Origin of the sequence: Rhizobium sp. CRRU65, from assembly GCF_048551595.1 — a bacterium.
Lineage (GTDB): Bacteria > Pseudomonadota > Alphaproteobacteria > Rhizobiales > Rhizobiaceae > Rhizobium > Rhizobium leguminosarum_J.
The window spans coordinates 455,302-480,036 of record NZ_JBLYZH010000002.1 but is presented as its reverse complement, the minus strand read 5'-3'; the positions used below and the strand labels follow the sequence as shown (position 1 = coordinate 480,036).

23 protein-coding genes are annotated in these 24,735 nt (G+C 63.0%); 17 read left to right on the top strand and 6 right to left on the bottom strand.

What is annotated here, in order from left to right; all coding sequences use genetic code 11:
• Positions 1-114: 114 nt before the first annotated feature.
• The 3 genes from repC to repA all read right to left on the bottom strand — a co-directional run bounded on the left by repC (position 115) and on the right by repA (position 3,672).
• A complete protein-coding gene (gene repC / locus ACM5SV_RS05500; protein ID WP_222017059.1) occupies positions 115-1,329 on the bottom strand; it encodes a plasmid replication protein RepC in 1,215 nt (404 codons plus the stop codon).
• A gap of 154 nt (positions 1,330-1,483) precedes the next feature.
• Complete coding sequence (gene repB / locus ACM5SV_RS05495; protein WP_222017061.1) at positions 1,484-2,479, bottom strand: plasmid partitioning protein RepB; 996 nt, start codon at positions 2,477-2,479, stop codon at positions 1,484-1,486.
• The gene (gene repA / locus ACM5SV_RS05490) at positions 2,476-3,672 is read right to left on the bottom strand and encodes a plasmid partitioning protein RepA (protein WP_113547851.1); all 1,197 of its coding nucleotides are present in this window, start codon (positions 3,670-3,672) and stop codon (positions 2,476-2,478) included. Before repA ends, repB begins: the two co-directional genes overlap by 4 nt.
• Positions 3,673-3,875: 203 nt before the next feature.
• On the opposite strand from repA, the gene cobF reads away from it, so the two are divergent.
• The 5 genes from cobF to ACM5SV_RS05465 all read left to right on the top strand — a co-directional run bounded on the left by cobF (position 3,876) and on the right by ACM5SV_RS05465 (position 8,219).
• The gene (cobF, locus tag ACM5SV_RS05485; protein ID WP_017996852.1) at positions 3,876-4,640 is read left to right on the top strand and encodes a precorrin-6A synthase (deacetylating); all 765 of its coding nucleotides are present in this window, start codon (positions 3,876-3,878) and stop codon (positions 4,638-4,640) included.
• Between the two features lie 72 nt (positions 4,641-4,712).
• Positions 4,713-6,095, top strand: a complete 1,383-nt coding sequence (gene cobG / locus ACM5SV_RS05480; protein ID WP_221990826.1) for a precorrin-3B synthase — start codon at positions 4,713-4,715, stop codon at positions 6,093-6,095.
• A gap of 2 nt (positions 6,096-6,097) precedes the next feature.
• On the top strand, positions 6,098-6,730 hold the full coding sequence (locus tag ACM5SV_RS05475) for a precorrin-8X methylmutase (RefSeq protein ID WP_222017063.1): 633 nt from the start codon (positions 6,098-6,100) through the stop codon (positions 6,728-6,730).
• Positions 6,727-7,458, top strand: coding sequence for a precorrin-2 C(20)-methyltransferase (locus tag ACM5SV_RS05470; protein ID WP_128407646.1), 732 nt, complete (start codon positions 6,727-6,729; stop codon positions 7,456-7,458). Before ACM5SV_RS05475 ends, ACM5SV_RS05470 begins: the two co-directional genes overlap by 4 nt.
• Positions 7,455-8,219, top strand: a complete 765-nt coding sequence (locus ACM5SV_RS05465; RefSeq protein ID WP_128407645.1) for a precorrin-3B C(17)-methyltransferase — start codon at positions 7,455-7,457, stop codon at positions 8,217-8,219. Before ACM5SV_RS05470 ends, ACM5SV_RS05465 begins: the two co-directional genes overlap by 4 nt.
• Here ACM5SV_RS05465 and ACM5SV_RS05460 read toward each other — a convergent pair.
• Positions 8,183-8,953, bottom strand: a complete 771-nt coding sequence (locus ACM5SV_RS05460) for a cobalt-precorrin-6A reductase (RefSeq protein WP_419425112.1) — start codon at positions 8,951-8,953, stop codon at positions 8,183-8,185. The genes ACM5SV_RS05465 and ACM5SV_RS05460 overlap by 37 nt on opposite strands.
• On the opposite strand from ACM5SV_RS05460, the gene cbiE reads away from it, so the two are divergent.
• Both cbiE and cobM read left to right on the top strand, forming a co-directional pair.
• Positions 8,952-10,184, top strand: coding sequence for a precorrin-6y C5,15-methyltransferase (decarboxylating) subunit CbiE (gene cbiE / locus ACM5SV_RS05455; protein WP_419425111.1), 1,233 nt, complete (start codon positions 8,952-8,954; stop codon positions 10,182-10,184). The genes ACM5SV_RS05460 and cbiE overlap by 2 nt on opposite strands.
• A 4-nt stretch (positions 10,185-10,188) precedes the next feature.
• The gene (gene cobM / locus ACM5SV_RS05450; RefSeq protein ID WP_222017070.1) at positions 10,189-10,947 is read left to right on the top strand and encodes a precorrin-4 C(11)-methyltransferase; all 759 of its coding nucleotides are present in this window, start codon (positions 10,189-10,191) and stop codon (positions 10,945-10,947) included.
• 100 nt (positions 10,948-11,047) lie between these two features.
• Here the strand turns inward: cobM and ACM5SV_RS05445 are convergent, their stop codons facing one another.
• Together ACM5SV_RS05445 and ACM5SV_RS05440 are read right to left on the bottom strand one after the other, a co-directional pair.
• Entirely contained in the window at positions 11,048-11,860 is an 813-nt protein-coding gene (locus ACM5SV_RS05445; protein ID WP_222017072.1) for a TIM barrel protein, read from the bottom strand.
• Between the two features lie 161 nt (positions 11,861-12,021).
• Positions 12,022-13,050: a LacI family DNA-binding transcriptional regulator gene (locus tag ACM5SV_RS05440; protein WP_017996860.1), complete on the bottom strand. Its 1,029-nt coding sequence runs from the start codon at positions 13,048-13,050 to the stop codon at positions 12,022-12,024.
• 131 nt (positions 13,051-13,181) lie between these two features.
• Here ACM5SV_RS05440 and ACM5SV_RS05435 point away from each other — a divergent pair, with 131 nt between their 5' ends.
• The 10 genes from ACM5SV_RS05435 (at position 13,182) to ACM5SV_RS05390 (ending at position 24,643) form a co-directional block, all read left to right on the top strand.
• Positions 13,182-14,270, top strand: coding sequence for a fatty acid desaturase family protein (locus ACM5SV_RS05435; RefSeq protein WP_017996861.1), 1,089 nt, complete (start codon positions 13,182-13,184; stop codon positions 14,268-14,270).
• A 21-nt stretch (positions 14,271-14,291) separates the two neighbouring features.
• Positions 14,292-14,606, top strand: a complete 315-nt coding sequence (locus ACM5SV_RS05430; RefSeq protein WP_003548266.1) for a MocE family 2Fe-2S type ferredoxin — start codon at positions 14,292-14,294, stop codon at positions 14,604-14,606.
• An 11-nt stretch (positions 14,607-14,617) separates the two neighbouring features.
• Positions 14,618-15,844 (top strand): NAD(P)/FAD-dependent oxidoreductase, encoded by a 1,227-nt coding sequence (locus ACM5SV_RS05425; protein ID WP_222017074.1) that lies wholly within the window; start codon positions 14,618-14,620, stop codon positions 15,842-15,844.
• Between the two features lie 52 nt (positions 15,845-15,896).
• Entirely contained in the window at positions 15,897-16,712 is an 816-nt protein-coding gene (locus ACM5SV_RS05420) for a 3-methyl-2-oxobutanoate hydroxymethyltransferase (RefSeq protein ID WP_017996863.1), read from the top strand.
• Positions 16,713-16,741: 29 nt separating this feature from the next.
• Positions 16,742-17,740, top strand: a complete 999-nt coding sequence (locus ACM5SV_RS05415) for an NUDIX hydrolase (RefSeq protein WP_222017077.1) — start codon at positions 16,742-16,744, stop codon at positions 17,738-17,740.
• Between the two features lie 69 nt (positions 17,741-17,809).
• A complete protein-coding gene (nadA, locus tag ACM5SV_RS05410) occupies positions 17,810-18,781 on the top strand; it encodes a quinolinate synthase NadA (RefSeq protein ID WP_221969710.1) in 972 nt (323 codons plus the stop codon).
• Positions 18,778-20,319 (top strand): L-aspartate oxidase, encoded by a 1,542-nt coding sequence (locus ACM5SV_RS05405; RefSeq protein ID WP_222017079.1) that lies wholly within the window; start codon positions 18,778-18,780, stop codon positions 20,317-20,319. The genes nadA and ACM5SV_RS05405 overlap by 4 nt, the downstream gene beginning before the upstream one ends.
• Complete coding sequence (gene nadC / locus ACM5SV_RS05400; RefSeq protein ID WP_222017081.1) at positions 20,297-21,220, top strand: carboxylating nicotinate-nucleotide diphosphorylase; 924 nt, start codon at positions 20,297-20,299, stop codon at positions 21,218-21,220. The genes ACM5SV_RS05405 and nadC overlap by 23 nt, the downstream gene beginning before the upstream one ends.
• Before the next feature lie 240 nt (positions 21,221-21,460).
• The gene (locus ACM5SV_RS05395; RefSeq protein WP_222017083.1) at positions 21,461-22,315 is read left to right on the top strand and encodes an NmrA family NAD(P)-binding protein; all 855 of its coding nucleotides are present in this window, start codon (positions 21,461-21,463) and stop codon (positions 22,313-22,315) included.
• Positions 22,316-22,657: 342 nt separating this feature from the next.
• A complete protein-coding gene (locus ACM5SV_RS05390; RefSeq protein WP_222017086.1) occupies positions 22,658-24,643 on the top strand; it encodes a BTAD domain-containing putative transcriptional regulator in 1,986 nt (661 codons plus the stop codon).
• Positions 24,644-24,735: the final 92 nt, after the last annotated feature.

Below are 24,735 nucleotides of genomic sequence, written 5' to 3'. Positions count from 1 at the left end.
GGTTAACGGTGTATTTCAACAAAACTGCGGGGAAGGAAGCCGTTATGATCGCTGATCGACCGGCCACATATGCTTCTAACCGTCGCAGCTGGTGCGAAACTTTTTCATAGCCGCTCATCCGGTTTTCCTCGCTGTCGGACCATTTGCCCGCATCAGCGCCATCAGCATCGGTCCGAGTGAGAATTCGCCGCGCTCCGCTCGCCGGGTCAGGTCACGCAAGTAGCCGCCGGCCGAATTGATATGTCCGCCCCTTTCGAGAATGCAGGCGATCACAGTGGCGGCGTTTTCCGGCCCCATGACATCGCAGGCCAGCTGATAGGCGCTGGGGCTGACGCCGAGCGTGGATCGGACGACGACGGCCGCGGCCATCAGATCCCGCCAGCTGCCAATGCCGCCGCCCGGCCCGTAAGCGACGATCTCCGGGCAGGCCTGCAGCACCATGGCAAGGGGGAAGGATTTCGGCGGCTCCCGCCACGGCTGCGGTTCTTCCTCCGGCTTTGCGCCCTGCTTCGGCTCGAAGCCTGGTTCAAGTTCAGATAAGTGGTGTGGGTTTGAATTATGTATGTGCCGACCGTTCTGGTTATCATTGCCGTCTGTTTTTTCTGTTTTCGACTTCAATTCCAGCGTCTTGACGATCAACTCCCGGAAAGCTTCGAGATCGCCCAGCAGGCTTTCCATCTCCGCGGCCGACGGGCGGCGCGGCAGGCTTGCGGTAAGCAGATTGAAATGCTTCTGCATCTCGATCCATTCGCCGGCAATTTTCTCTTCCAGGGCGATCTCGATGAGCTTGGTGATGTCACGCCGGCAAAGTGTCAGCCGCTCCCTCAGACGCTTCCATTCGAGCTTGGCGGCCATCACCTGGGCCGCCTGCGCCTCGATCTCGTGGGCGCGCGCGAGCAGTGGCGCCAAGCTGAAGCCAAAGGCTTCACCAAACCCGCCCTCGCCATTGCGGCGGGCAAAACGTTTGCCGTTCGGACTATCCCTGCGGATGATCAGGCCGGCTTCCACCAGCATCGCCAGGTTCCGCCGCAGCGTCGTGCCGGCCATGCCATGCGTGCGCAGCGACAGCTGCTCGTTCGAGGGAAAGACGACGAAGCCGTTGGCCTCGGCAATCTCGTTCTTCGGGTAAAAGGTCAATAGCGCATTGAGAACAGCCAGGGCACGGTCCGATACGCCGACCATGTCCTTTGCTTCGCAGAGCGCACGAAAGATCTTCCACTTGTCGACCGATGCGTCCGGATCGACCTTGCTGGCACTTGCTTGGCTTGCCAGCATGCCAAGCGTCATCGATCGCCGCCCAAAGGGCGTCGATACATATTGAGGCTCCATGTCCCTCACCTTTTCTCAAGGCAAAAGAAAGCTACCACCCAAAAGGATGCCGAAGACGCTTGACAGTGATTCGAGGAAGTGCGATTCTCAGATTGTCCAGATATGAGAAAGGCTTCCGCGGCGGCAACGTTCGGAGGCTTTTTTCTTTTGCGGCCTATTCTCCTGCTTGCAACCTGCCGGCCCGATAGGCTTCGTAAAGCTCATCGAGACGGCGTGAAATGTAAGCGCCGAAATCCGGCGCATCGCCGGTCTTCAACGCGATCGTGAAGGAATTTCCGGCGCTCTTGATTCGGCCGGCAACCTTGCCGCCGCTCTTCGGCTTCCAGTCATATTCCATGGCCTCGGGTTTGGCCTCTTTCTTGGCGAGCTCGGCAACCAAAAGCTCGAAACGGCGATCGCTCTCTTCCGCCACGAAACTTCCAGAAGCAATGAGCTTGGCAAGCCGAGCGGCCGTCATTCCATTCCAGTCCTGGGCAAGCGCCATCCACCTGCGTCTCCCGATGCCGGGTGCGGCTCCGACCGACCTGACGACCTCGGCGGGAATGGCTTTTGCGACGGATATCAGCTTCGATAGCTCCGTCTTGTCCGTCGACAGCGCCTTCATGATGACCGGGCGCTCAAAACCCTTGAGCTCAAGATTGAGGGCAAAGACCGCGCGCTCGATGTAAGAAAGGTTCCGACGCGCCGAATTCTCAATGCCCTGCGCGATGACGACGTCGGTATCGTCGAGCTTTCGGACGATGGCCTGTACCTTGAGGCCGAGCAACTTGACCGCCTGCAGACGGCGATGGCCGTAGGCGATCTGGTAGCGGTCCTCGTCGTTGGGATGGCGGCGAACGAGGATTGGCACTTCCTGGCCGTTCTCGGCAATCGACCGCACCAACTCATCTTCCAAATCGAGGGGCTGGTCGGCAAGGCGGTCGCGGACGAAGGAGGAGTCGATCAGATCAGGATCGAGCTCGATGATGCGTTCACCGGAGAGCAAAGCCTCCTGCATCGCCCTGCTCTCTTCCTCCATGCGGCCAAGGGTCAGCGCCATCGTCCGAACCGGCCCGGCCGATCCGCGCGAAGATTGCTCCTCGTAGTTGGCCGCGGCCAACTCCTGCGCTGTATCGTCGAATAGACCTTTCAGGCGATCGCGTCTGCTCATGCTCGACCCCAGGCTTTGTGAATACCGGCGAGCACCTCGCCATTGGCAGCATTGACCGATTCCAGCGCGCGGTCATAGGTCGAGCGGCGCACCTGCCCCTTCTCGATCTCATAGAGCGTCTGCTTGGTCAGGCCGACATCGGCGATCGCCGTCGACTTGAGAATGGTCGCCGTCAACACGTCGTCACTGAAAAGGCCGCGCAGCAGCGCGACGATCTGCGACTGCGGCGCATCGAAGGGTTCGTGACGCGTGACGACATATTTGATGAAATCATGCTGCAGGTCGCCGCCGGCCTTGCGGACGACGGAAAGCAGATCGGAAGTCATCAGCAGGAACTGCGACATGGACGCGACGTCGACCATCTGCGGATGGATGGTGATGAGCAGCGATGTGGCGGCACAAACGGCGCCAAGCGTGAGGTAACCGAGCTGCGGCGGGCAGTCGATCACCACGATGTCGTAATCGGCCTCGACCTCTGCAATGGCGATGCCGACCCGACGGAAGAACAGCTCGCCAGGTCGCTGCCGGTCGTTCAGTGCCCGTGGCGTCTCATGCTCGAACTCCATCAGTTCGAGATTGCCCGGCACAAGATCCAAACCGTCGAAATAGGTCTTGCGGACGATCTCCTTCAGCGGCTTGCGGTCCGCATCATAGCGGATTGCGCCATAGAGCGTGTCGCCTTCGGAAAGATCGAATTCGGGCTGAACGCCGAGCATGGAGGAGAGCGAGGCCTGCGGATCGAGATCGATCGCAAGCACCCGGTAACCCGCCAGCGCCAGATACTGTGCCAGATAAAGCGTCGTCGTGGTCTTGGCCGAGCCGCCCTTGAAATTGGTGACGGCAACCGTCTGCAGCTTTTCGCCAGGGCGACGCCACGGCTGATAGGAAAGCGCGTCCTTCGGCTTGAGCTTGGCCATATACTGGCGCAATTCGTTGATCTGGCCGAGCGTGTAGGAACGCCGGCCATTCTGGGCAAGATCCGGCTGCGGTCCCTTGCCATCCAGTGAAAGCTGGCGAAGATAGCCGTCCGAGACGCCGATCATCTGGGCCGCCTCGCCGGAGGAGAATGTTCGTAGCGTCTTTTGCGAGAGCGGCGGAAACAGCTTGTCGCGAAGCAGCTTCAGTTGCCGCGACAGCTGGTTGGCATGCCGCTCGATCCGTACATCCGTCGTCGATACGCTAATGTTGTCCAAAACACCCAATCCTTTTCGATGCGCTTTTCTGTCAACATAGCGTCAAAAAGCGTATCGAAAGTGACACGATTCGGGATTTGCAGCAACAACAGGGCTCCGATGCTACCCACAAGGCTCGGTTGGCCGCGGCCAACTCCCGTTCAGCCCTTGCGACGACCCGGCTTTTTCGGCAAGACCGCCAGGACTCGAAGGGGAGTATCCGCTTGAAGCACATTCATATCATCGGCATCGGCACGGGCAACCCTGAGCACCTCACCATACAGGCGATCAACGCGATGAACGCTGCCGACGTGGTCTTCCTGCCGGTCAAGGGCGCCGGCAAGGAAGAGCTCGCCGAGATCCGGCGGGAAATCTGCGAACGTTATATCACCCGGCCGGCAGCCAGAATTTCAGAATTTGCGGTGCCGCAAAGGCAGACGGCAGACAAGACCTATGTGCAGAGCGTCGACGCCTGGCACGGTGAGATCGCCCGCATCTATGGAGAGCTGATCTCCGGTCTCCCGGACGATGGCAGCGGCGCCTTTCTCGTCTGGGGTGATCCCAGTCTCTACGACAGCACGATCCGCATCATCGAACGCGTGCGCCGGGAAAGCAGCCTGGATTTCGATTACAGCGTCATTCCCGGCATCACCAGCATCCAGGCGCTGGCGGCCAGCCACAGAATCCCTCTCAACCTCGTCGGCAAACCGATCGAGATCACCACAGGGCGCAGGCTGGCGCAGGACGGACTTTTGACCGACAGCACCGTCGTCATGCTTGACGGCGAACAGGCTTTTGCGAAGATCGACGATCCCGACGCCGAGATCTTCTGGGGCGCCTATCTCGGCACCAAGGACGAGATCGTCAGATCAGGGCGACTTGGCGACATCGCCACCGACATTAAGACGCTGAGGGCCGAGGCCAGGCAGCGGCACGGCTGGATCATGGACATCTATCTCCTGCGCAAGGGACGTGATTTCGAGGAATAGCGGTTCGAGCCGTTTCCATCACGCTTTGCCGGGTCGGCCGCGATCATGTAAGAAATGATCAGAGGATCGAGAATGAGCATTAAGGCCGCAAAGGCGAGCGACAGGACGGGCGAGGCGGATCTGCATGGTCGCCCAGCGGTGACGATGCGCAGGCGCGGCGCCTGCCCCGCCCTTGCCGCGCCCATGCCGACCGGCGACGGTTTGCTGGTCCGGTTGCGGCCGGCCGGCGGCGCGTTGACGCTGTCGCAGTTCGCCAGCCTTGCCCGCTCCGCCGCAGACCATGGAAACGGCATTCTCGAAATCACCGCCCGCGGCAATCTGCAGATCCGAGGCCTTCGGGCTGAGACCGTCGGACAGCTCGCTGCCGATATCGATGCCGCCGGGATCACCGTGCCGGACGGGCCGGCGATCGAGACATCGCCGCTGCACGGCATCGACCCGGAGGAGGTAAGCGATCCGGCGGCAATGGAAATGGCCTTACGCAGCACGCTCCGCGATCAGCTTGCCTCGCCGCGGCTCGCGCCAAAACTCTCGCTTATCATCGACGGTGGTGGAGCCTTCGGCTTATCGGCACTGTCCGCCGATATCCGTATTGTCGCGCAATCCCCCGCAGAATGGCTGGTCGCGATCAATGGCGACGGTGAAACCGCAATGCCGGTCGCGATCGGTCCTGCGGAGGCGGCGATATCGGCCGTCGGCGAAATTGTGAGCCTGTTGGCGAACCTCGGGCAGGGCAGCAGGGCAAGGGATATCGATCCGCCGCTTCTGCGGGCGCGTTTTCCGGCGATGGATGGCATTAAATTCTTTCCTTCAGGCGCGGCAGGGATACCGCTTGCCGGCTCGCACAGGCTCGAGGACGGCAAGACCATACTCGGCGTCAGGCCGGCATTCGGGCAGATGAGAGCGTCTGATCTGATCGCTTTGCTGGATCTGGCAACGGACCGCGGCGCAACAGCCATCCGGCTTGCGCCCGGTCGCGGTTTCTTCCTCATCGGGCTTTCCGCCGATACAGTGCCGGCTATGCAGATGGCCGCCGCCGGACTTGGCTTCAGCACCCAGCCTGGCGACAATACCGAGCATATTGCCGCCTGTGCCGGCGCCGGCGCCTGCGGCTCCGCTTTCTACGAGACGCGAACTCTGGCGCGCCGGCTCATTGGCGTAGCACCTGCCCTTTTCGACGGTTCGCTGACGCTGCATCTGTCCGGCTGCGCCAAGGGCTGCGCTCATGCCCGGCCGGCGCTGACGCTGACGGGCTCGGCGGAAGGTTATGGCCTCATCCTCAATGGCCTTGCCGCCGATCAGCCGGTCGAACGGATCGCTGGCGGTCGGATCGATTTCGCTATAGAGAGGCTCGCCCGGTCCATCGAAGACAACAAAGACGCTGGCGAATCGACCGCCGCCTGCCTTACACGGCTTGGCGCAACCGGCGTTTCGAAGGCGCTGCGACAGGAATAGGAATGCCAGACTACGATTATATCCGCAGCGGCGATGCGATCTACGAGCGTTCCTTTGCCATTATCCGTGCCGAGGCCGATCTTTCGCGCTTCACTGACGATCAAGCCGAAATCGCCGTGCGCATGATCCATGCCTGCGGGCTGGTCGAGGCGGCGGCGCATTTCCTGTTCTCCGCCGATTTCGTCAGCGCAGCACGCGATGCGCTGAAGGGTGGTGCGCCGATCTTCTGCGACGCCGAAATGGTATCCCAGGGTGTGACCCGGGCGCGGCTGCCGGCGCAGAACGAGGTGATCTGCACGCTGCGCGATCCGGCGACACCCGAGCTTGCACGCGAGACCGGCAATACGCGCTCGGCTGCCGCCATGCATCTCTGGCTCGATCGGCTGGGCGGCAGCGTTGTTGCGATCGGCAATGCACCGACGGCGCTCTTCCATCTGCTCGAACTCCTGCGCGACGGCGCCCCGAAACCCGCAGCGATCCTCGGCATGCCTGTCGGCTTCGTCGGCGCGGCGGAATCGAAGGATGCATTGGCGGAAAATTCCTACGGCGTCCCCTTTGCCATCGTCGGCGGCCGGCTCGGCGGCAGCGCCATGACGGCAGCCGCCATCAATGCATTGGCGAGGCCAGGTCTATGACGACAAGCGGCCGTCTGATCGGCGTCGGCACGGGCCCCGGCGATCCGGAGCTCCTCACCCTCAAGGCCGTGCGCGCCATCGAAGGCGCGGATGTCATCGCCTATTTCGCCAAGCAGGGCAGGGGTGGCAACGGCAAGGCGATCGTCGAACCGCTGCTGAAATCCGGGGTGACGCTGCTACCGCTCTTTTATCCGGTGACGACCGAAATCGACAAGAACGACGAACGCTATCAGAGCCTGATCACCCAATTCTACGACCAGTCTGCCAAAGCCGTTGCCGGGCATCTCGATGCCGGGCTGACCGTCGCCGTTCTCAGCGAAGGCGATCCGCTCTTCTACGGCTCCTATATGCACCTGCATGTCAGGCTTTCCACACGCTACCCGACGGAAGTGATCCCGGGTATCAGCGCCATGTCGGGCTGCTGGTCGCTGGCCGGCATGCCGATCGTTCAAGGCGACGACGTACTTTCCGTACTGCCCGGTACGATGGCCGAGACCGAGCTGACGCGCCGTCTTGCCGATACGCAGGCCGCCGTCATCATGAAGGTCGGCCGCAACCTGCCGAAGATCCGCCGGGCGCTGGCGGCGGCCGGGCGGCTTGCGGAGGCCGTCTATGTCGAGCGCGGCACCATGGCGAATGCGGCGATGGAAAAGCTTGCCGACAGGACCGACGGCGACGCGCCGTATTTTTCGCTCGTGCTGGTGCCGGGCTGGGAGGGCAGCCGATGAGCGGCAGGCTTTTCGTGATCGGCACCGGTCCCGGCAACCCCGAGCAGATGACGCCGGAAGCGCTGGCTGCTGTCGATGCGGCGACGGATTTCTTCGGCTACGGACCTTATCTCGACAGGCTGCAGCTCCGCCACGATCAGCTGCGGCATGCCTCGGACAATCGCGAGGAGCTCGACAGGGCAGGGGCGGCCCTCGCCATGGCAGCCGATGGCGCCAAGGTCTGCGTCGTCTCCGGCGGCGACCCCGGCGTCTTCGCCATGGCGGCCGCGGTCTGCGAAGCAATCGAGAACGGGCCGGCCGCCTGGCGCGCGGTCGATCTCGTCATCCTGCCAGGCATCACGGCGATGCTGGCAGTGGCGGCAAGAGCCGGCGCACCGCTTGGCCACGATTTCTGCGCCATATCGCTGTCTGACAATCTAAAGCCTTGGAATATAATAGAAAACCGTCTTGCATTGGCGGCAAAGGCAGGTTTTGTCATCGCGCTTTACAATCCGATCAGCCGGGCACGGCCCTGGCAGCTCGGCGAAGCCTTCAAGCTGTTGCGTGACCATCTGCCTGCAGCAACACCGGTTATTTTCGGGCGGGCGGCCGGGCGGCCGGACGAACGCATCGCCGTCCAGCAGCTGGCGCAGGCAGATGCGTCGATTGCCGATATGGCGACCTGCATCATCATCGGCTCGGCCGAGACGCGCATTGTCACACGGCCAGGCCGGCTGGACCTCGTCTATACGCCGCGGTTCATGGCGGGGGGAAACAGGTGATCGATCGCTGCCAGCGCCGTCTCGACAGTGTCGACCGCCTTGACGATCGAGGCCGGGGCGCGCGCCACCATCATCACCTCGATACCGAGCAGGCGGGCTGCCTCGATCTTCGCATAGGTCGCGGCACCGCCGCTATTCTTGGCAATGATGATGTCGATGTCGTGCTGTCTCAGCAGAGCGCGCTCACCGTCCAGCGCGAACGGACCACGATCGAGGATGTACTGGACATTATCAAGCGCAAGCGCCGGTTCGACGGGATCGACACTGCGGACGAGATAGTGATGTTGCGGTGCGGCTTCCGCGTGATGGGCACCCTGCCGGCCCGTCGCCAGAAAGACATGGCGGGGGGAGGGGCCGAGCGCTTCGATGGCAGCCGGAATGCTCTGCACGTCCCGCCAGCGATCGCCGGCCACGCGTTGCCATTCGGGACGGCGCAGAGCGATGGCAGCAACGCCAGTGGTCTCGGCCGCAAAAGCGGCATTGGCCGAAATGCGCTCGGCGAAGGGGTGCGTGGCGTCGATCAACAGGTCATATCCGCCGGCCTTCAGGAAATCGGCAAGTGCGACAGCGCCGCCGAAACCGCCGATGCGGACCGGAACAGGCTGCACGGCCGGTTTTTCGGTGCGGCCGGCAAGCGACAACAAAACATCGCAATCATCACGCGCCGCCAGCGCCTCGGCCAGCAGCCGCGCCTCGCTGGTGCCGCCAAGGATCAAGATGCGGGGTCTTCCCATGTCTGATGTTGCTCCTGCGTCCGGCCAGCGCTGGCTGACTATTATCGGCATCGGCGAAGATGGTCCAGAAGGGCTGGGCGAGGAGGCGAAGAGGCTGATCGCCACCGCGCCCGCCGTCTTCGGTGGCGTGCGCCACCACGCACTTGCTGCCTCGCTGATCACAGGCGAAAGGCTTTCCTGGCAGAGCCCGTTCGAGCGCTCGGTCGACGCCATCCTCGAAAGGCGTGGCACGCCTGTTGTCGTGCTCGCCTCTGGCGATCCCTTCCTCTATGGTGTCGGCGCAACGCTCTCCCGCCATGTGGCGGCGGAAGAGATGCGCAGCATTCCCGCACCCTCGGCCTTCAGCCTTGCCGCCTCCCGCCTTGGCTGGCCGCTGCAGGAGGTTGCAACGATCTCGCTGCATGGACGGCCGATCGATCTGATCCGGCCGCACCTGCACTCCGGACGGCGCATCGTCGCGCTGACCTCGGACGAGAAGGGGCCCGGCGATCTGGCTGCGCTGCTGACTGCTGCTGGCTTCGGTCAGTCGCAACTTACCGTGCTCGAGGCGCTTGGCGGCGCTCGGGAACGGCAGAGAAGCGTCCTGGCCGCGGATTTCGACCTGCTGGACGTCGATCCTCTGAATGTCTGCGCCGTCGATGTTGCGGCAGGGGAGGGGGCTCGCATCCTGCCGTTTGCCGCCGGGCTCGAAGATGAGCTGTTCGAGCATGACGGACAGATCACCAAACGCGAAATCCGGGCGATGACGCTTTCGGCGCTCGCGCCGCGTCATGGCGAACTGCTCTGGGATATCGGCGCGGGCTCGGGATCAATCGGTATCGAATGGATGCTGGCCGATCCGTCACTGAAGGCGATCGCCGTCGAGCAGTCGCCGGAACGGGCTGCACGTATCGCACGCAACGCATCCGCCTTCGGCGTGCCGCATCTTGCCGTCGTCGAAGGTGCTGCGCCCGATGCGCTTAGGGGCCTCTCGGCGCCGGATGTGATCTTCCTCGGCGGCGGCGGTAGCGAGCCGGGTGTTGTCGATACTGCGATTGCCGCGCTGAAGCGGGGAGGGCGGCTCGTTGCCAATGCCGTGACGCTGGAGATGGAGGCGGTCCTGCTCGCCGAACATGGCAAGCGCGGCGGTTTCCTCACGCGGATCGAAATATCGCGCGCCCAGCCCGTCGGCGGCATGAGCGGCTGGCGGCCGGCGATGCCGGTGACGCAGTGGCGCTGGACGAAAGGATGACGAGATGACGGTGCATTTCATCGGCGCGGGACCAGGTGCTGCGGATCTGATCACGGTGCGTGGCCGCGATCTCATCGCCCGATGCCCGGTCTGCCTTTATGCCGGCTCGATCGTCTCGCCCGAACTGCTGCAATATTGTCCGCCGGACGCCCGCATCGTCGATACGGCGCCGATGTCGCTCGACGAAATCGAGGCAGAATATCTTCGCGCCGCTGGAGCCGGCCAGGATGTCGCCCGGCTGCATTCCGGCGATCTCTCGGTCTGGAGCGCGGTCGCCGAACAGGTGCGCCGGCTGCAAAAACACGGCATCGACTATACCATGACGCCAGGCGTTCCGGCCTTTGCCGCCGCAGCCTCGTCGCTCGGGCGCGAACTGACGATCCCGGCCGTGGCCCAAAGCCTGGTGCTGACCCGCGTTTCCGGCCGTGCGTCACCGATGCCGAACGACGAGACACTGGCAAAGTTCGGCGCGACGGGCGCCACGCTGGCGATCCATCTGGCCATCCACGCACTGAAGCAAGTGGTCGAAGAGTTGACGCCGCTTTACGGCGTCGACTGCCCGGTCGCGATCGTCGTCAAGGCCTCCTGGCCCGACGAGCGCATCCTGCGCGGCACACTCGCCGATATCGAGGTAAAGATTGCGGCCGAGCCGATCGAACGCACGGCGATCATCTTCGTCGGCCCTTCGCTTGCGGCCGAGGATTTTCGCGAGAGCTCACTTTATGATCCGGCCTATCAGCGCCGGTTCAGAGGCAGGCAGTAGCTTCGAGCGAGAGGCCGCGGCCAGCGCGGCCTCTCGTGGCAATCGTCCTGCGCGCCGCCCCAACACCAATGGCGGTATCAGCCGACGCTTTGGCCAGATCTCAAACCCGCGCGCTGAGATAATCCATGCTGGCGCGCAGCGCGCCGGCCGGGTCCTTCAGCGCATGCACCTCCGCCGCGAAGGGCTCGAAGGAGAACGGGCCGTTATAGCCCGCCTGCAACAGGGCCCTGACCTGCCCGGCATTGTCGAGTAGGTCGTCGGCGTCGACCAGGACACGGTGGGAATCGCGCATATCGGCAACAGCAATGGAAGGATCGTCGACGCCGGAGATGTGTACGAGGCCAGCAAGCTCGGGGAAGGTCGCCGCTTCGCCGGCAAGATGATGGTGGAAGGTGTCGTGGACGAGCCTGAAGGTCGATTGCGCACCGAGTTCCCTGATGGCCTCGGCCGCCTCGGTCTTCGAGCGTAGCGAGCAAATCTCGAAACCGAGCGGCTCGACGAGACCGATAATGCCGGCTTTCTCCAGCATCGGCTTCAATGCAACCAGAGACTGACGCAGATTGACCTGCCGTTCGCCATCGGCGCAGCCGGTGCCGTCGTTCTTCGGAACGAGGACAAGCGCCTTGGCGCCGGAAGCGCTGGCATAATCGATCAGCTCCTGCGCTTCGGCGGCCCGGGCCGCGTTCCACTCGTTGAAGCGCTGCAGGGCGTTGATCGAAATGATCGTCACGCCATGGCGGGCAGCCGCTTGCCTGATCACTCCGGGGTTGGTGCCGTCGAGGATGGCATTGCCGGAAAGGTCGTTACGGATCTCGACGGCATCGATGCCGAGCGATCGGGCCAGCGCGAAGAAATCGTCGATGGCAAGCGACGGCGCGGCCATATGGTTGAGCGCAAAACGGATCGACGTCATGATCGGTATCTCCTCCTGATCTCCGCATCTAGGCGGAGCAGTCCTCGTGAATGGGTCAGCGAATCTCTATCCGAATTCGCGTCGCAATCCATCTGTCATCCCCAGCACCCGCTTTCATTGCTGAGAGAATATCGACCGGAATGATGGAATTCCATCACGCGTCAGATGTTCTCGGAAATATGAATTTCGAACGGTAGGAAGAGCTGTCCGGGAACAGCCGTTTCGCCGTTTTCGATGGCGCCCGTCATCAGCACCATCAGCTCCTTGCAGAGGGCGGGCAGGGGAGTGCCGATCGCCATGGCGACGACATCGTCGGCAAGGCCGGCTTTGCTGTCGGGCGTCAGCTCGTTCACCACCAAGACGATCCTGCCGCCGACACTTTCTTCGCGGAATGCCGAAATTGCCCCCTCCATACCGCCGCCACAGACATAGAGGCCAACGAGATCGGGATATTTCTGCAGCAGCGTCAGCGTCGCCTCATGGGTGATCTCGGCCGTCTCGAGATTGATCAGCGTATCGACGACATCGAACTCCGGCGCATTCTCGCGAAAATAGGAACGGAAGCCGATTTCTCTGAGCTCATGGCCGTGAAAGCGGTGGCTGCCGACGAAACAGGCGACCTTGCCGGGCTTGTGTGCCGTGCGCGCAATCGTCCAGGCGGCGGTGCGCCCGACCTTGCGGTTGTTGACGCCGACATAGGCGTCGCGCACGCCGGTGGCGAGGTCGGAGAGTAACGAGAACACCGGAATGCCACGCTCCTTCAGCTCCTCGACCGCCGTCGTCACCGCGGGATAATCCGGGCCGACCAGAGCAACGGCCTGGTTGCGAGCGCCGAGCGTCTTGATCTTTTCGACGATCGCTGCCGGTGTCGCGGCCGACGGAAAGTCGATCTGCGTCTGGATGCGCGCGGACGTCAGAGCGCGCGCTGCTGTTTCGATCTCACGCACGAAGCTCTGATAGAAGGGCTGCATCGGCTTCTGCAGCAGGAAGGCGAGCTTGTATTGCGGCAGATCCTCGAAGACGCGCTGCTTGATCAGCCCGACAGCGTGATAGCCGATCGACTGTGCCGCATCATAGACCCGTCGCGCCGTTTCCTCACGCACCCGGTGGCGGGCGTTGAGAACCCGGTCGACGGTGGCGACGCTGACGCCGGAGGCGCGGGCAAGATCGGATATGGTGGGACGGCGCATCTGCGTTCCTGATGGATTCAATCATGAATGCAAGTCATTCATGATAGCTTTTGATAGATTATATCAAGCCTGCATTGAGCGCTTTCCAAAGTCAACCTATTCTCCCAGGCAAGGGCAACGGGAGGCGGATAATGGCGACCCAGACAAAGAAGCGCGACTACGACCTTCTCGGCGAAAGCGGCCGCACCGCGGTCGAAACGGGGCTGGCGGCAGCCGAATGGTATCACACCGACATTGCGCGCAAGGAGATGAAGGCGCTGATGCAGCGCTCCGATGCGCCGGCGATCCGCGACACGATCATCTGGCTCGGCGCCATGGCAACCTTTGCCGGGCTCGGCATCTATTTCTGGGGCTCGTGGATCGCGCTGCCCTTCTTCCTCGCCTACGGCGTGCTCTACGGCTCGGCCTCCGACAGCCGCTGGCACGAATGCGGCCATGGCACCGCCTTCAAGACGCGCTGGATGAACGATGTCGTCTACCAGATCGCCTGCTTCATGATCATGCGCAACCCGGTGACCTGGCGCTGGAGCCATGCGCGCCATCATACCGATACGGTGATCGTCGGCCGCGATCCCGAGATCGCCGTGATGCGGCCGCCTGATCTCTTCCGGCTGGTGCTTAATTTCTTCGGCATCCTCGACGCCTGGCATGCGATCGTCGATATGCTGCGCAATGCCTTCGGCGGCGTCAGCGCGGCGGAAAAGACCTTCATCCCGGAGATGGAGCAGCCAAAGGCAATCCGCATCGCCCGCATCTGGCTTGCGATCTATCTCGTCACGACCGCAGCCGCGATCGCCATGGGTTCGATCCTGCCGCTGATGCTGATCGGCCTGCCTCGCCTCTACGGCGCCTGGCACCATGTGCTGACCGGACTGCTCCAGCATGGCGGCCTTGCCGACAATGTGACCGACCATCGCCTGAACAGCCGCACGGTCCATATGAACCCGATCAGCCGCTTCATCTACTGGAACATGAACTACCACGTCGAACACCACATGTTTCCGATGGTGCCCTATCACGCGCTGCCGAAGCTGCACGCAATGATCAAGCACGACCTGCCGGCGCCGAACCCATCGATCTGGTCCGGCTATATCGAGATGATCCCGGCTTTCCTGCGCCAGCTGCGCAATGAGGATTATTTCCTGAAGCGCGAACTGCCGGCCACCGCGCGGCCCTATCGCGAGGAATTCCACAACGAGCTGGCCCCGGCCGCGCAATAATTACAATTCAGGGAGGACAAGATGAGCGGAAACTGGATTCAGGTCTGCGACAAGGACGAGATCGACGAAGAAGATGTCATCCGCTTCGATCACGACGGGCGCACCTTCGCGGTCTACCGCAGCCCGGACGACGAATTCTTCGCCACCGACGGGCTCTGCACGCATGAACATATCCATCTCGCCGACGGGCTTGTCATGGATGAGATCATCGAATGTCCAAAGCATAACGGCCGCTTCAACTACAAGACGGGCGAAGCCAAGGGCGCGCCGGTCTGCGTCAATCTGAAGACTTATCCTGTCAAGATCGAAGACGGTGCCGTCTTCATCTCGCTCTGAGGGAGGTTGGCGTGGTTCATTACGTCATCCTGGGCGCCGGCGAATGCGGTGCGCGCGCCGCCTTCGCCTTGCGGGAAATGGGTTTTGCCGGCGAGATAACGCTGGTTGGGGCCGAGCCGCTTCCGCCCTATGAACGGCCGCCACTTTCGAAGGCCGGCTCCACCGATGCAAGTGATCCGAAATTTATCGCCGCGGCGGAAAAATATATCGAAAACGGCATCCGGCTGCTGACCGGCCTCGAGGCAAGAGATCTCGACACCTCATCCAGGACCGTCACGCTTTCGGACGGTACCGTGCTCTCCTACGACAGGCTTCTGCTTGCGACGGGTGCGGCCGCGCGTTCGCTCCCCGGCGCGCCGGAAGGCAGCCGGCATATTCGCGCGCTGAGGACGCATCACGATGCGGCAGCGCTGCGGTATGCGATGCAGCCGGGACGGCATATCGCCATCATCGGCGGCGGGTTTATTGGGCTGGAACTTGCGGCCACGGCGCGGCTGCTTGGCGCCGAGGTCACCGTCATCGAGGGGCTGGAACGCGTGCTGAAGCGCGGCGTGCCGGAGGAGATCGCCCATCTCATCACCGCGCGCCATCGCGCTGAAGGCGTCGATATCCGCTGCGGCGTCTCCATCGAAGCGCTGACCGAGGAAAGTGGAAAAGCCCTGATCCGATTGTCGACCGGCGAGGTGATCGAAGCCGATCTCGTCCTTGTCGGCATCGGTGCACGGCCGAATGTCGAGATCGCCGAAAAGGCAGGCCTCGCAATCGACAATGGTATTGCCGTCGATATCCATCTCCAGACCTCCGCACCCGATATCTTTGCGGCCGGCGACTGCTGCTCCTTTCCGCTGTCGATCTATGGCGGCCGGCGGGTGCGGCTCGAATCCTGGCGCAATGCCCAGGAGCAGGGCACATTGGCCGCGGCCAACATGCTCGGCCTTAACCAGGCCGTTTCGGCGGTGCCGTGGTTCTGGTCGGATCAGTACGACATGACGCTGCAAATATCAGGCCTTGCCGAAGGGGCTGCCACGCATCAGCGCCGCGACCTCGGCGCAGGCGCCTTCATTCTTTTCCATCTCGACGCCGACGGACGATTGATCGCCGCAAGCGGCATCGGAACGGGCAATGCGGTGGCACGCGACATCCGGCTCGCCGAAATGCTGATCGCAGCGCACGCCCATCCGAACCCGGCAGCACTCGCAGCCAGCGACATCAAGCTGAAATCCCTGCTGGCCGCCTGAGCCGCCCGATATTTTCACCCGATATTTTCACCCGATATTTTCAAAGGAATTGATGATGAAAAAACATAGACGCGCGACCGTTGCAGATCTGCTTGCGGAAAAAGGCAAGCGCCAGCTCACCATGCTGCGCGTCACCTCGCTGGAGGAGGCGGACGCCGCCGAAAAAGCGGGGATCGACATCGTCTCGGTGCCGCCCTCGCTGCTCGGGCCGGTCTTTCGCGAAGCCGCCCCCACTCTCTTTGCCATTCCGGGGCTCGAATATGGCGACCATGTTTCGGCCGAGGACTATCTGCGTGCGGCCTTCGCGGCGCTGAAGGCAGGTGGTGATGCGGTCTATTGCGCTGCAAGCCTGCAGACGATCCGGCGCATGCGTGATGAAGGTATCCCCGTCTGCGGCCATCTCGGGCTGATCCCTTCGAAGGCCACCTGGACCGGCGGCTTCCGCGCCGTCGGCAAGACGGCAGCGAGTGCGGCCGAGATCTGGCGGCAGACCAAGGCGCTGGAAGAGGCCGGCGCCTTCGCCGCCGAAATCGAAGTCGTCCCAGGGGATGTCGCTGCCGCCATCAGCCCCAACACCTCGATGCTGATGATCTCCATGGGGGCAGGCAGCGGTTGCGACGCCCAATATCTCTTCGCCGACGACGTGCTCGGCGCCAATCGCGACCACTATCCGCGTCATGCCAAGATCTATCGCGACTTCGCCGCCGAACACGACCGGTTGCAGCGCGAGCGCATCGCCGCCTTCACGGAATTTGCCGAAGACGTCAGAACCGGCGCCTATCCGGAAAAGCGCCATCTCGTCGGTATCGACGACGCTGAACTGGAGATCTTCCTGCAGCGGTTGAAAAGCGAGACGGGCAAGAGCTGAGGGCAAACGAGCTCTCTTGCCTCGATGATGTGGGAAGCGCCGCAAAGGTGCTCCCTCTCCATTGGCTTCCGTCCCGGCCTGTGTCAGGAATTATCCGTTCGATTCATTCGGAACGGAGTATTCGGTCCCCTGTGACGATCGGCTTTGCGCATGCGGAATTGATTGCGGTGCTCGTCGCGGTGACGGGGGACGAACCGCGCGTGATGACCATCCGCTCCGGCAACGCGCTGCCGTCGGGACCTTTCGAAATGGGGCATCGAACCCTGCAATCGGGCCTGCGCGAATGGGTGCAGGAGCAGACGGAACATCCCGTCGGCTACCTCGAACAGCTCTATACCTTCGCCGACCGTGACCGGAACAACGACATCCCAGGCGGACGGACGATCTCGATCAGCTATCTCGGCCTCGTCAACGAGCAGTCGGGCGCCGGCCGGCCGGGATGGCACGGCTGGTACGAATATTTCCCCTGGGAAGACCACCGGCAGGGCCGGCCACCCGTGCTCGACGAGATTATGGCGCGTCTGAGGAGCTGGGCAGATGCCGATCCGGCAAGGCGCGACCATCGCCATCGCAGGGCGGATTTCACCTTCGGCCTCGACGGTGGCGGCTGGAACGAGGATCTGGCCCTGCAGCGCTATGAACTGCTTTACGAGGCGGGGCTCGTCTCGGAAGCCGGATGCGGGGCGGAGGCCAATCTCGGCCGCGCGATGTTTGCCGATCACCGCCGTATTCTCGCAACCGGAATCGCCCGGTTGCGCGCCAAGATCAAATACCGCCCCGTCGTCTTCGAGCTGATGCCGGAAAGCTTTACGTTGCTGAGGCTGCAGCGCACCATCGAAGCCTTGGCGGGGCTGACGCTGCACAAGCAGAATTTTCGCCGCCTCATCGAACAGCAGGAACTGGTCGAGGAAACCGGCGGAACCGAAAGCGAAACCGGTGGCCGGCCGGCCAAGCTCTTCCGCTTTCGCCACACCGTGCTCGAAGAACGGGCGCTGGCAGGAACGAAATTACCGCTCTCCCGCAATTGACATATGCTCACCGTGAGAATATCTCTTGGCCTAAGATATGCTCAAAGAGAGCATAATTAGGAGCCGGTCATGAATTATCCTGTTTCCGCATCTTCGCTCTACGAGCGCGTCAGCCGTGTCATTCCTAAAGCCGAATGGATGACGTTCGAAAATGACGTCGACGCGATCCTCGAGCTCAAGCGTCGCCGCAACGCCGTCATTCTCGCGCACAACTATCAGACACCGGAAATCTTCCACGGCGTGGCCGATATCGTCGGCGACAGCCTGGCGCTTGCCCGCAAGGCGATCGAGGTCGACGCCGATGTCATCGTGCTTGCCGGCGTGCATTTCATGGCCGAGACCGCCAAGCTGCTGAACCCGGAGAAAACCGTGCTGATCCCGGATCTCGGCGCCGGCTGTTCGCTGGCGGATTCGATCACGCCCGAAGATATCGCGCTGCTGCGCCAGGCCCATCCCGGCGTGCCCATCGTCACCTATGTCAACACCTCGGCCGCGGTGAAGGCTGCCTCCGACATCTGCTGCACCTCGGGCAATGCCAAGCAGGTGGTGGAATCGCTCGGCGTACCGAAGGTGCTGATGATCCCGGACGAATATCTGGCGCGCAACGTCGCCCGCGAGACCGATGTCGAGATCATCGCCTGGCATGGCCATTGCGAGGTGCACGAACTCTTCACCGCCGAGGACGTGCGCCAGCTGCGCGAAAACCATCCGGGCGTCATCGTGCTCGCCCATCCCGAATGCCCGCCCGAGGTGGTGGCCGAAGCCGATTTCGCCGGCTCCACCGCCGTGATGTCGGACTATGTCGGCCGGCAGAAGCCGGCGCGCGTCGTGCTGCTCACCGAATGCTCGATGAGCGACAATGTCGCCGTGCACCATCCCGACGTCGAATTTATTCGACCCTGCAATCTCTGCCCGCATATGAAGCGCATCACGCTGGCCAATATCCGCGCCGCACTCGAGGAAAACCGCCACGAGGTCACCGTCGATCCGGCAATTGCGGCGGCCGCGCGCCGCGCCGTCGAGAGGATGCTGGCGATATGACCGAGCTTCTCGAGCAGCTATCAGGACGCACGGTGATCGTCGGCAGTGGGCTTGCGGGATTGATGACCGCGCTGACCCTCGCGCCTGAACCTTCCGTGATCGTCACTCGCGCGGCCCTTGGCGCGGAGACCTCGAGTGCCTGGGCGCAGGGCGGCATCGCCGCCAGCATGGGCGCCGACGATAGCGCGGCACTGCATCTTGCCGATACGCTTGCGGCCGGCGACGGGCTCTGCGATCCGGGCATTGCCGCTAGCATCATTGCCGAGGCGCCGGCGGCGATCGCCGCGCTGGAAAAAGCCGGCGTCCGCTTCGACCGGAATGCCGCCGGCGAACTTTCGCTGGGGCTGGAGGCGGCCCATAATCGCCGCCGCATCGTCCATGCCGAAGGTGACGGCTCGGGTGCGGCGATCATCGGCGCGCTGATCAATGCAGTGATGAAAACACCGGCTATATCCGTGCTCGAAGGTTTCGAGGCGCGGCGGATGTTGATGGACGGCGAAAAGGTCGCCGGCCTGCTCTGCGCGACCGCGAATGGCGCCGCCATTCTGCCGACGTCAAGGGTGGTGCTCGCCACCGGCGGCATCGGCGGGCTTTACGACGCGACCACCAATCCGATCGGCAATTTCGGCCAGGGGATCGCGCTTGCAGCAAGGGCCGGTGCCGCGCTCGCCGATATGGAGTTCGTCCAGTTCCATCCAACCGCACTCGATTCGCGCCGCCGGCCGCTGGCGCTGATCAGCGAGGCGGTGCGCGGGGAGGGGGCTTTGCTCGTCAACGAACGAGGCGAACGGTTCATGGCCCGCATTCCAGGTGCCGAACTTGCGCCGCGCGACGTGGTGGCGCGGGCGATCAGCGCCGAAATCGCCCGCGGCGGGCGGGTCTTTCTCGATGCCCGCGATGCTCTCGGCAGCCGATTTGCCACGCGCTTTCCTGTCATCTCGACCCTTTGCGGCGAGGCCGGCATCGATCCGGCGAAAGACCCCATTCCTGTGCGCCCGGCCGTTCACTATCACATGGGCGGGGTTGCCACGGATGCAAATGGCCGCAGCTCGGTTCCCGGCCTCTGGGTCGCCGGAGAGTCGGCCTCGACCGGTCTGCACGGGGCAAACCGGCTTGCCAGCAACTCGCTGCTGGAAGCGGCTGTCATGGGCATGCGGGCGGCGCGCGACATATCAGGCGTGCCCGCAAGTCCCGCCAGCGCGATCTTCGCCGAGAGACTGCCGGCGCTGGCCGATGCATCGCTCGTCCGGCCGATCGTCTCGCGCCATCTTGGCGTGCTACGCAATGCCGGTGCCATTCATGGCGCCATCGCCGCCCTGCTGCCGCTTGCCGAAGGCAGCGGCCCGGCCGCCGATCCGGCCATCGTCGCGCTGCTGATCGCCGTCTTTGCCAGCCTGCGGATGGAATCGCGCGGCGCCCATGCCCGCACCGATTTTCCGCTGAAGCTCGCCAATGCCAACCGGCGCCAGATGTGCCTTTCCGACGTTCTGGAGATCGCCCGCGCGACGCCGCCCTATGCCCTTGCAAGGAGTGCCTGAGATGAGCCTCGTTCCCCTTCCGCGCCTGATCGTCGAGCCTTTGGTGCGGGCAGCTTTGCTCGAAGATCTGGGTCTTGCGGGCGATATCACCTCGGCCTCCGTCATCCCCCACGATCACCGTTCGACGGTGGTGATGGCGGCGCGTCAGCCGGGCGTGATCGCCGGTCTCGATGCCGCCGAACTCGCCTTTTCCCTCGTCGATCCCGAGATCGTCATGCGCCGCCATCATCAAGATGGCGACGCGGTCAAGCCTGGCGATGTGATCGCCACCATCGAAGGCCCCTCGCGTGGCCTGCTGAGCGCCGAGCGCACCGCGCTGAATTTCCTCGGTCACCTCTCTGGCATCGCCACAGTGACGGCAGGGATCGCCGCCGCCATCCGCGGCACCAAGGCATCAGTTGCCTGCACGCGCAAGACGACGCCCGGCCTGAGGGCACTGGAGAAATATGCGGTGCGGGCCGGCGGTGGCATGAACCATCGTTTCGCGCTTTATGACGCGGTGCTGATCAAGGATAATCACGTCGCCATCGCCGGTGGGATCACGGAGGCGATCCGCCGGGCGCGGGCAGGCGTCGGCCATATGGTGAAGATCGAGGTCGAAGTGGACACGCTCGATCAGCTGCGTGAAGCGATGGAGACCGGCGTCGACGCCGTGCTGCTCGACAATATGACGCCTAATGAGCTGCGCGAGGCTGTCGCCATCGTCGCCGGCCGGGCGATCACCGAGGCATCCGGCCGCGTCACGCCGACAACGGCCGCCGCAATCGCGGCTTCCGGTGTCGATCTCATTTCGGTCGGCTGGCTGACGCACAGCGCCCCGGTGCTGGATATCGGGCTCGATTTCGTCGAGGCCGCGACGGCAACGGAGGTTAGCCCGAAACGGATTGCACAGGTGCTGTGACCCTCAGTGTCCGTCCGACAATTCAGGAAGCTCGGGCAAATGCATGACGAGGGTCCATGATGGATGCGGCGTAAAGCCAAGGCCTTGGCGGAGTTGGTCGCTTCCGGTCTTTCCTCAGCCGGCGGCTTTGGCTGATCCAGGCGAAGAAGCGCTCCGCGTCGCTGAACCGCCTCTGCAACGAAAGGGAACCTTTGAAAGGACGAGGGGTTATGCGCCACATCACTGCTGGAGACATGGCAAATGTACATCGTTGTTGGCGGGACGGGCCACGTCGGCTCCGCCGTGGCGCAGACGCTGCTCGACGAAGGCGAAGCCGTCACGATCGTTACTCGAAATTCTGACAAGGCCGGCGCATGGCGACAGCGGGGCGCGGAGGTCGCCGTCGTCGACGTCCACGACGTGACGTCGCTGCGTGAGGTGTTCCGTCGTGGGAAGCGGGCCTTCCTCCTGAACCCGAGCGCTGACATATCGAGCGATACGGATCGGGAGGAACGCGAGACCGTGCGCTGCATGCTCGAGGCGATCGAAGGATCTGGGCTGGAGAAGGTGGTGGCGCAATCAACCATGGGCGCGCAGCCAGGCGAGAAAAGCGGCGATCTCAACGTCCTTTACGAACTGGAAGTCGGCCTGAGGAACCAGCCGGTTCCTGCCAGTGTCATCCGCGCAGCCTACTACTTCAGTAACTGGGGTACGATGCTGGGGGCCGTCACGAGGGACGGGGTGCTAGCGACCATGCTCCCTGCAGACCTCAAGCTCCCAATGGTCGCGCCGGAGGATCTGGGAAGCGTGGCGGCGCGGCTCCTGCAGGAGCCGATCGAACGGATCGGCATATACCCCGTCGAGGGGCCGCAACGGTACTCCCCCAACGATGTCGCCGCAGCCTTCGCTGCCACCCTTGGCCGGGCCGTTCGCGTCGACGTGATCCCGCGCGAAAACTGGGAAGACGCATACCGAGGTTTGGGCTTTTCCGACGCGGCGGCTCACTCATATGCAAGGATGACGGCTCTCACCGTCGATGGTCCCGAATATCCCGAGGATGCTATTCGAGGATCGACCTCGCTGCAGGCCTACATAGACAAGCTTGTTCGCGACTGATCCTAACGCGTCGGGATGGACGAACAGAGAAGGCTAGACCGCCAAAAGCCACTTGGTTGCCGGGCCAGGTCGTCCGCAGAAGGCGCTTCCAATCAGGCCTAAGACACTTTCTTGGAACCCCCATCGACCCGATCACTCAACCCATACCCGGACGGGCACTCAGGCTTACGCCGCAAATAACCTGCCCCACAGGATGCAACCCGCATCCTCACGGAAGTGTTGGCAAAGCATTTCCCCCCGTGTGGCGCGAGAATATGCAAATATTCGATGAAACTTCTTCTTTTTAAAGCAAAACCGCTATGCGTCTGGCTCTTATGGCTCTAACATGTTTTTGATTGGCCGGTGCGCTTGCGCGCCTTGGCTTTCAGGGGTGAGAACCGAGATGCAACGGACATCCGGCAGATGCTGACGAACAGGCTATGCCTGCTCGGAAGACCGCGATTGCTGGCGGCGGGGAGGGAGCTCCCCTTGCCGGAGAAGTCGTATTTTCTCCTCGCCATGCTCGCCGCCGAACCCGATGTCGAACTCGACCGCGAAACCGTCAGGCGGCAGCTCTGGCAATCGGAGCTGCCGGAAAAACGGGCGGGCAGCCTGCGCCAGCTGTTGGCGCGCATCGAACTGAGCATTCCCGCCGGCCTTCCACCGCTGCTTGCCGCGACCCGAACCCATATCGGCCTTGCCGATGGCTGGGAGGTCGACGTTCATATCCTGAAACAGAAAGGGCCACTCGCACCCGAAGACGGCGGCCTGCTGAACGGCGAATTTCTCGACGGCGTCAAATCGCCGACGCAGGGCGCCGAGGACTGGCTGACCTTTGAGCGCCAGCGTGTCGACGAATTGCGCTCCGCCCATCTCACCCGGCTGATCGAGACATCGGAAGACAGATCGGATGACGAGCAGGTCACGCTCGCCAGGCGCCTGCTGGAACTCGACCCTGCCAGCGAGACGGCCTATCGCGCCTTGATGCGCACCTATGTCCGGATGAACGATCCGGCAGCGGCGCGTCAGGCCTATCTGAAGTGCAAAAGCCAGCTGAAGGACGACTTCGACACCGAGCCGGAAGAAAGCACCACCGCTCTTGCCCGCGAGCTCAACCTGGTGCCGGCGGCACACGCGACGTCAGCCCAGCCGGCGCCTGATCTGTCCATCAATTCGGTCGGCCAACCGCGCATCATCATCCTGCCGCCGGAAAGCATCTTCACCGATCCGCTGATGGAGCGCGTCGGCAGGGCGCTTCTTGAAGACGTCACCATCGGCCTCAGCCAGCAGCGGGGCTTCAAGGTGATCGCGGCGCATACCAGCCTGGAGATCCTCAGCCGTTCGATCGATCCGTCGCGTGCTGTGCCCGGTCCGCTCGACCTGCGCTTCGACTATGCGGTCTACGTCACCATCCAGGGCCGCGACGAGGATGTCTATGCCACTTGCCGTCTGACGCGGACGACGACGTCGGAGGTGATCTGGGCCGTCGAACTGCCGCTGGTCATGCAGAAGATCAGCGAATCCTTCGCGCATCTGACGCGGCGGATCGTCTCCTCGCTCGCCGACACGATCGAGCGTCACGAACTGGCGATGCCGATCGGCGACGCGCCGCCGTCAGCCTACCGTCTCTACCTGGAAGGCAAGCGGCTGATCGCCCACACCGACCTGCAGCATCTGCGCCAGGCACGCAAATGGTTCAAATCCTCGCTCAATCGTTATGAACATTTCTCTGCCGCCCATGCCGGCATGTCGCGCGCGCTCGGCATGGAATGGCTGATCCGCGGCATGCGCGACAAGGAACTGCTCGACGAGGCGAACGGCGCTGCCCGGCAGGCGCAGCAGTCCGACCCGAACAGCGGCCGGGCTTACCGCGAGCTCGGCTTCGTGGCGCTTTATCGCCGTCGTTTCGACGAAAGCCTGGAATATTTTCAGCAGGCCCAGGATCTCAATCCCAACGATGCCGACATCCTCGCCGACTATGCCGACGCGCTTTCCCATGATGGCGATTTCGATCGAGCGCTGGAGCTCAGCCGCGCTGCCTTCAAACTCAATCCGCTGCCGCCGGACTATTATTACTGGAACCTCGGCGGCATCCACTTCATGCGCGAAGAGTATGAAATGGCGATCGAGGCGCTGGAACCGGTGAAGACGAAGCAGGCGACAGCCCGCCTGCTCGCTGCCTCGCATGCCATGGCGGGCGAGACGGGCAAGGCCAGGAACTACGCCAGGGTGGTACTGGAAAACTTCCCCGATTTCCGCAGTGAGGACATCCGTCATTTCGTCCCCGATCGCGATCCCGCCTATACGGAACCGCTCATACAAGGCCTGCAACTTGCCGGACTTCCCTGATGCACCGCCTTTTAACGAAGCCTGTAACGCTTAAATGACGCAGGCAATGTTTCCCTCCGATGGTTAACGGCAGCAAGGCGCTGTCTAACCAA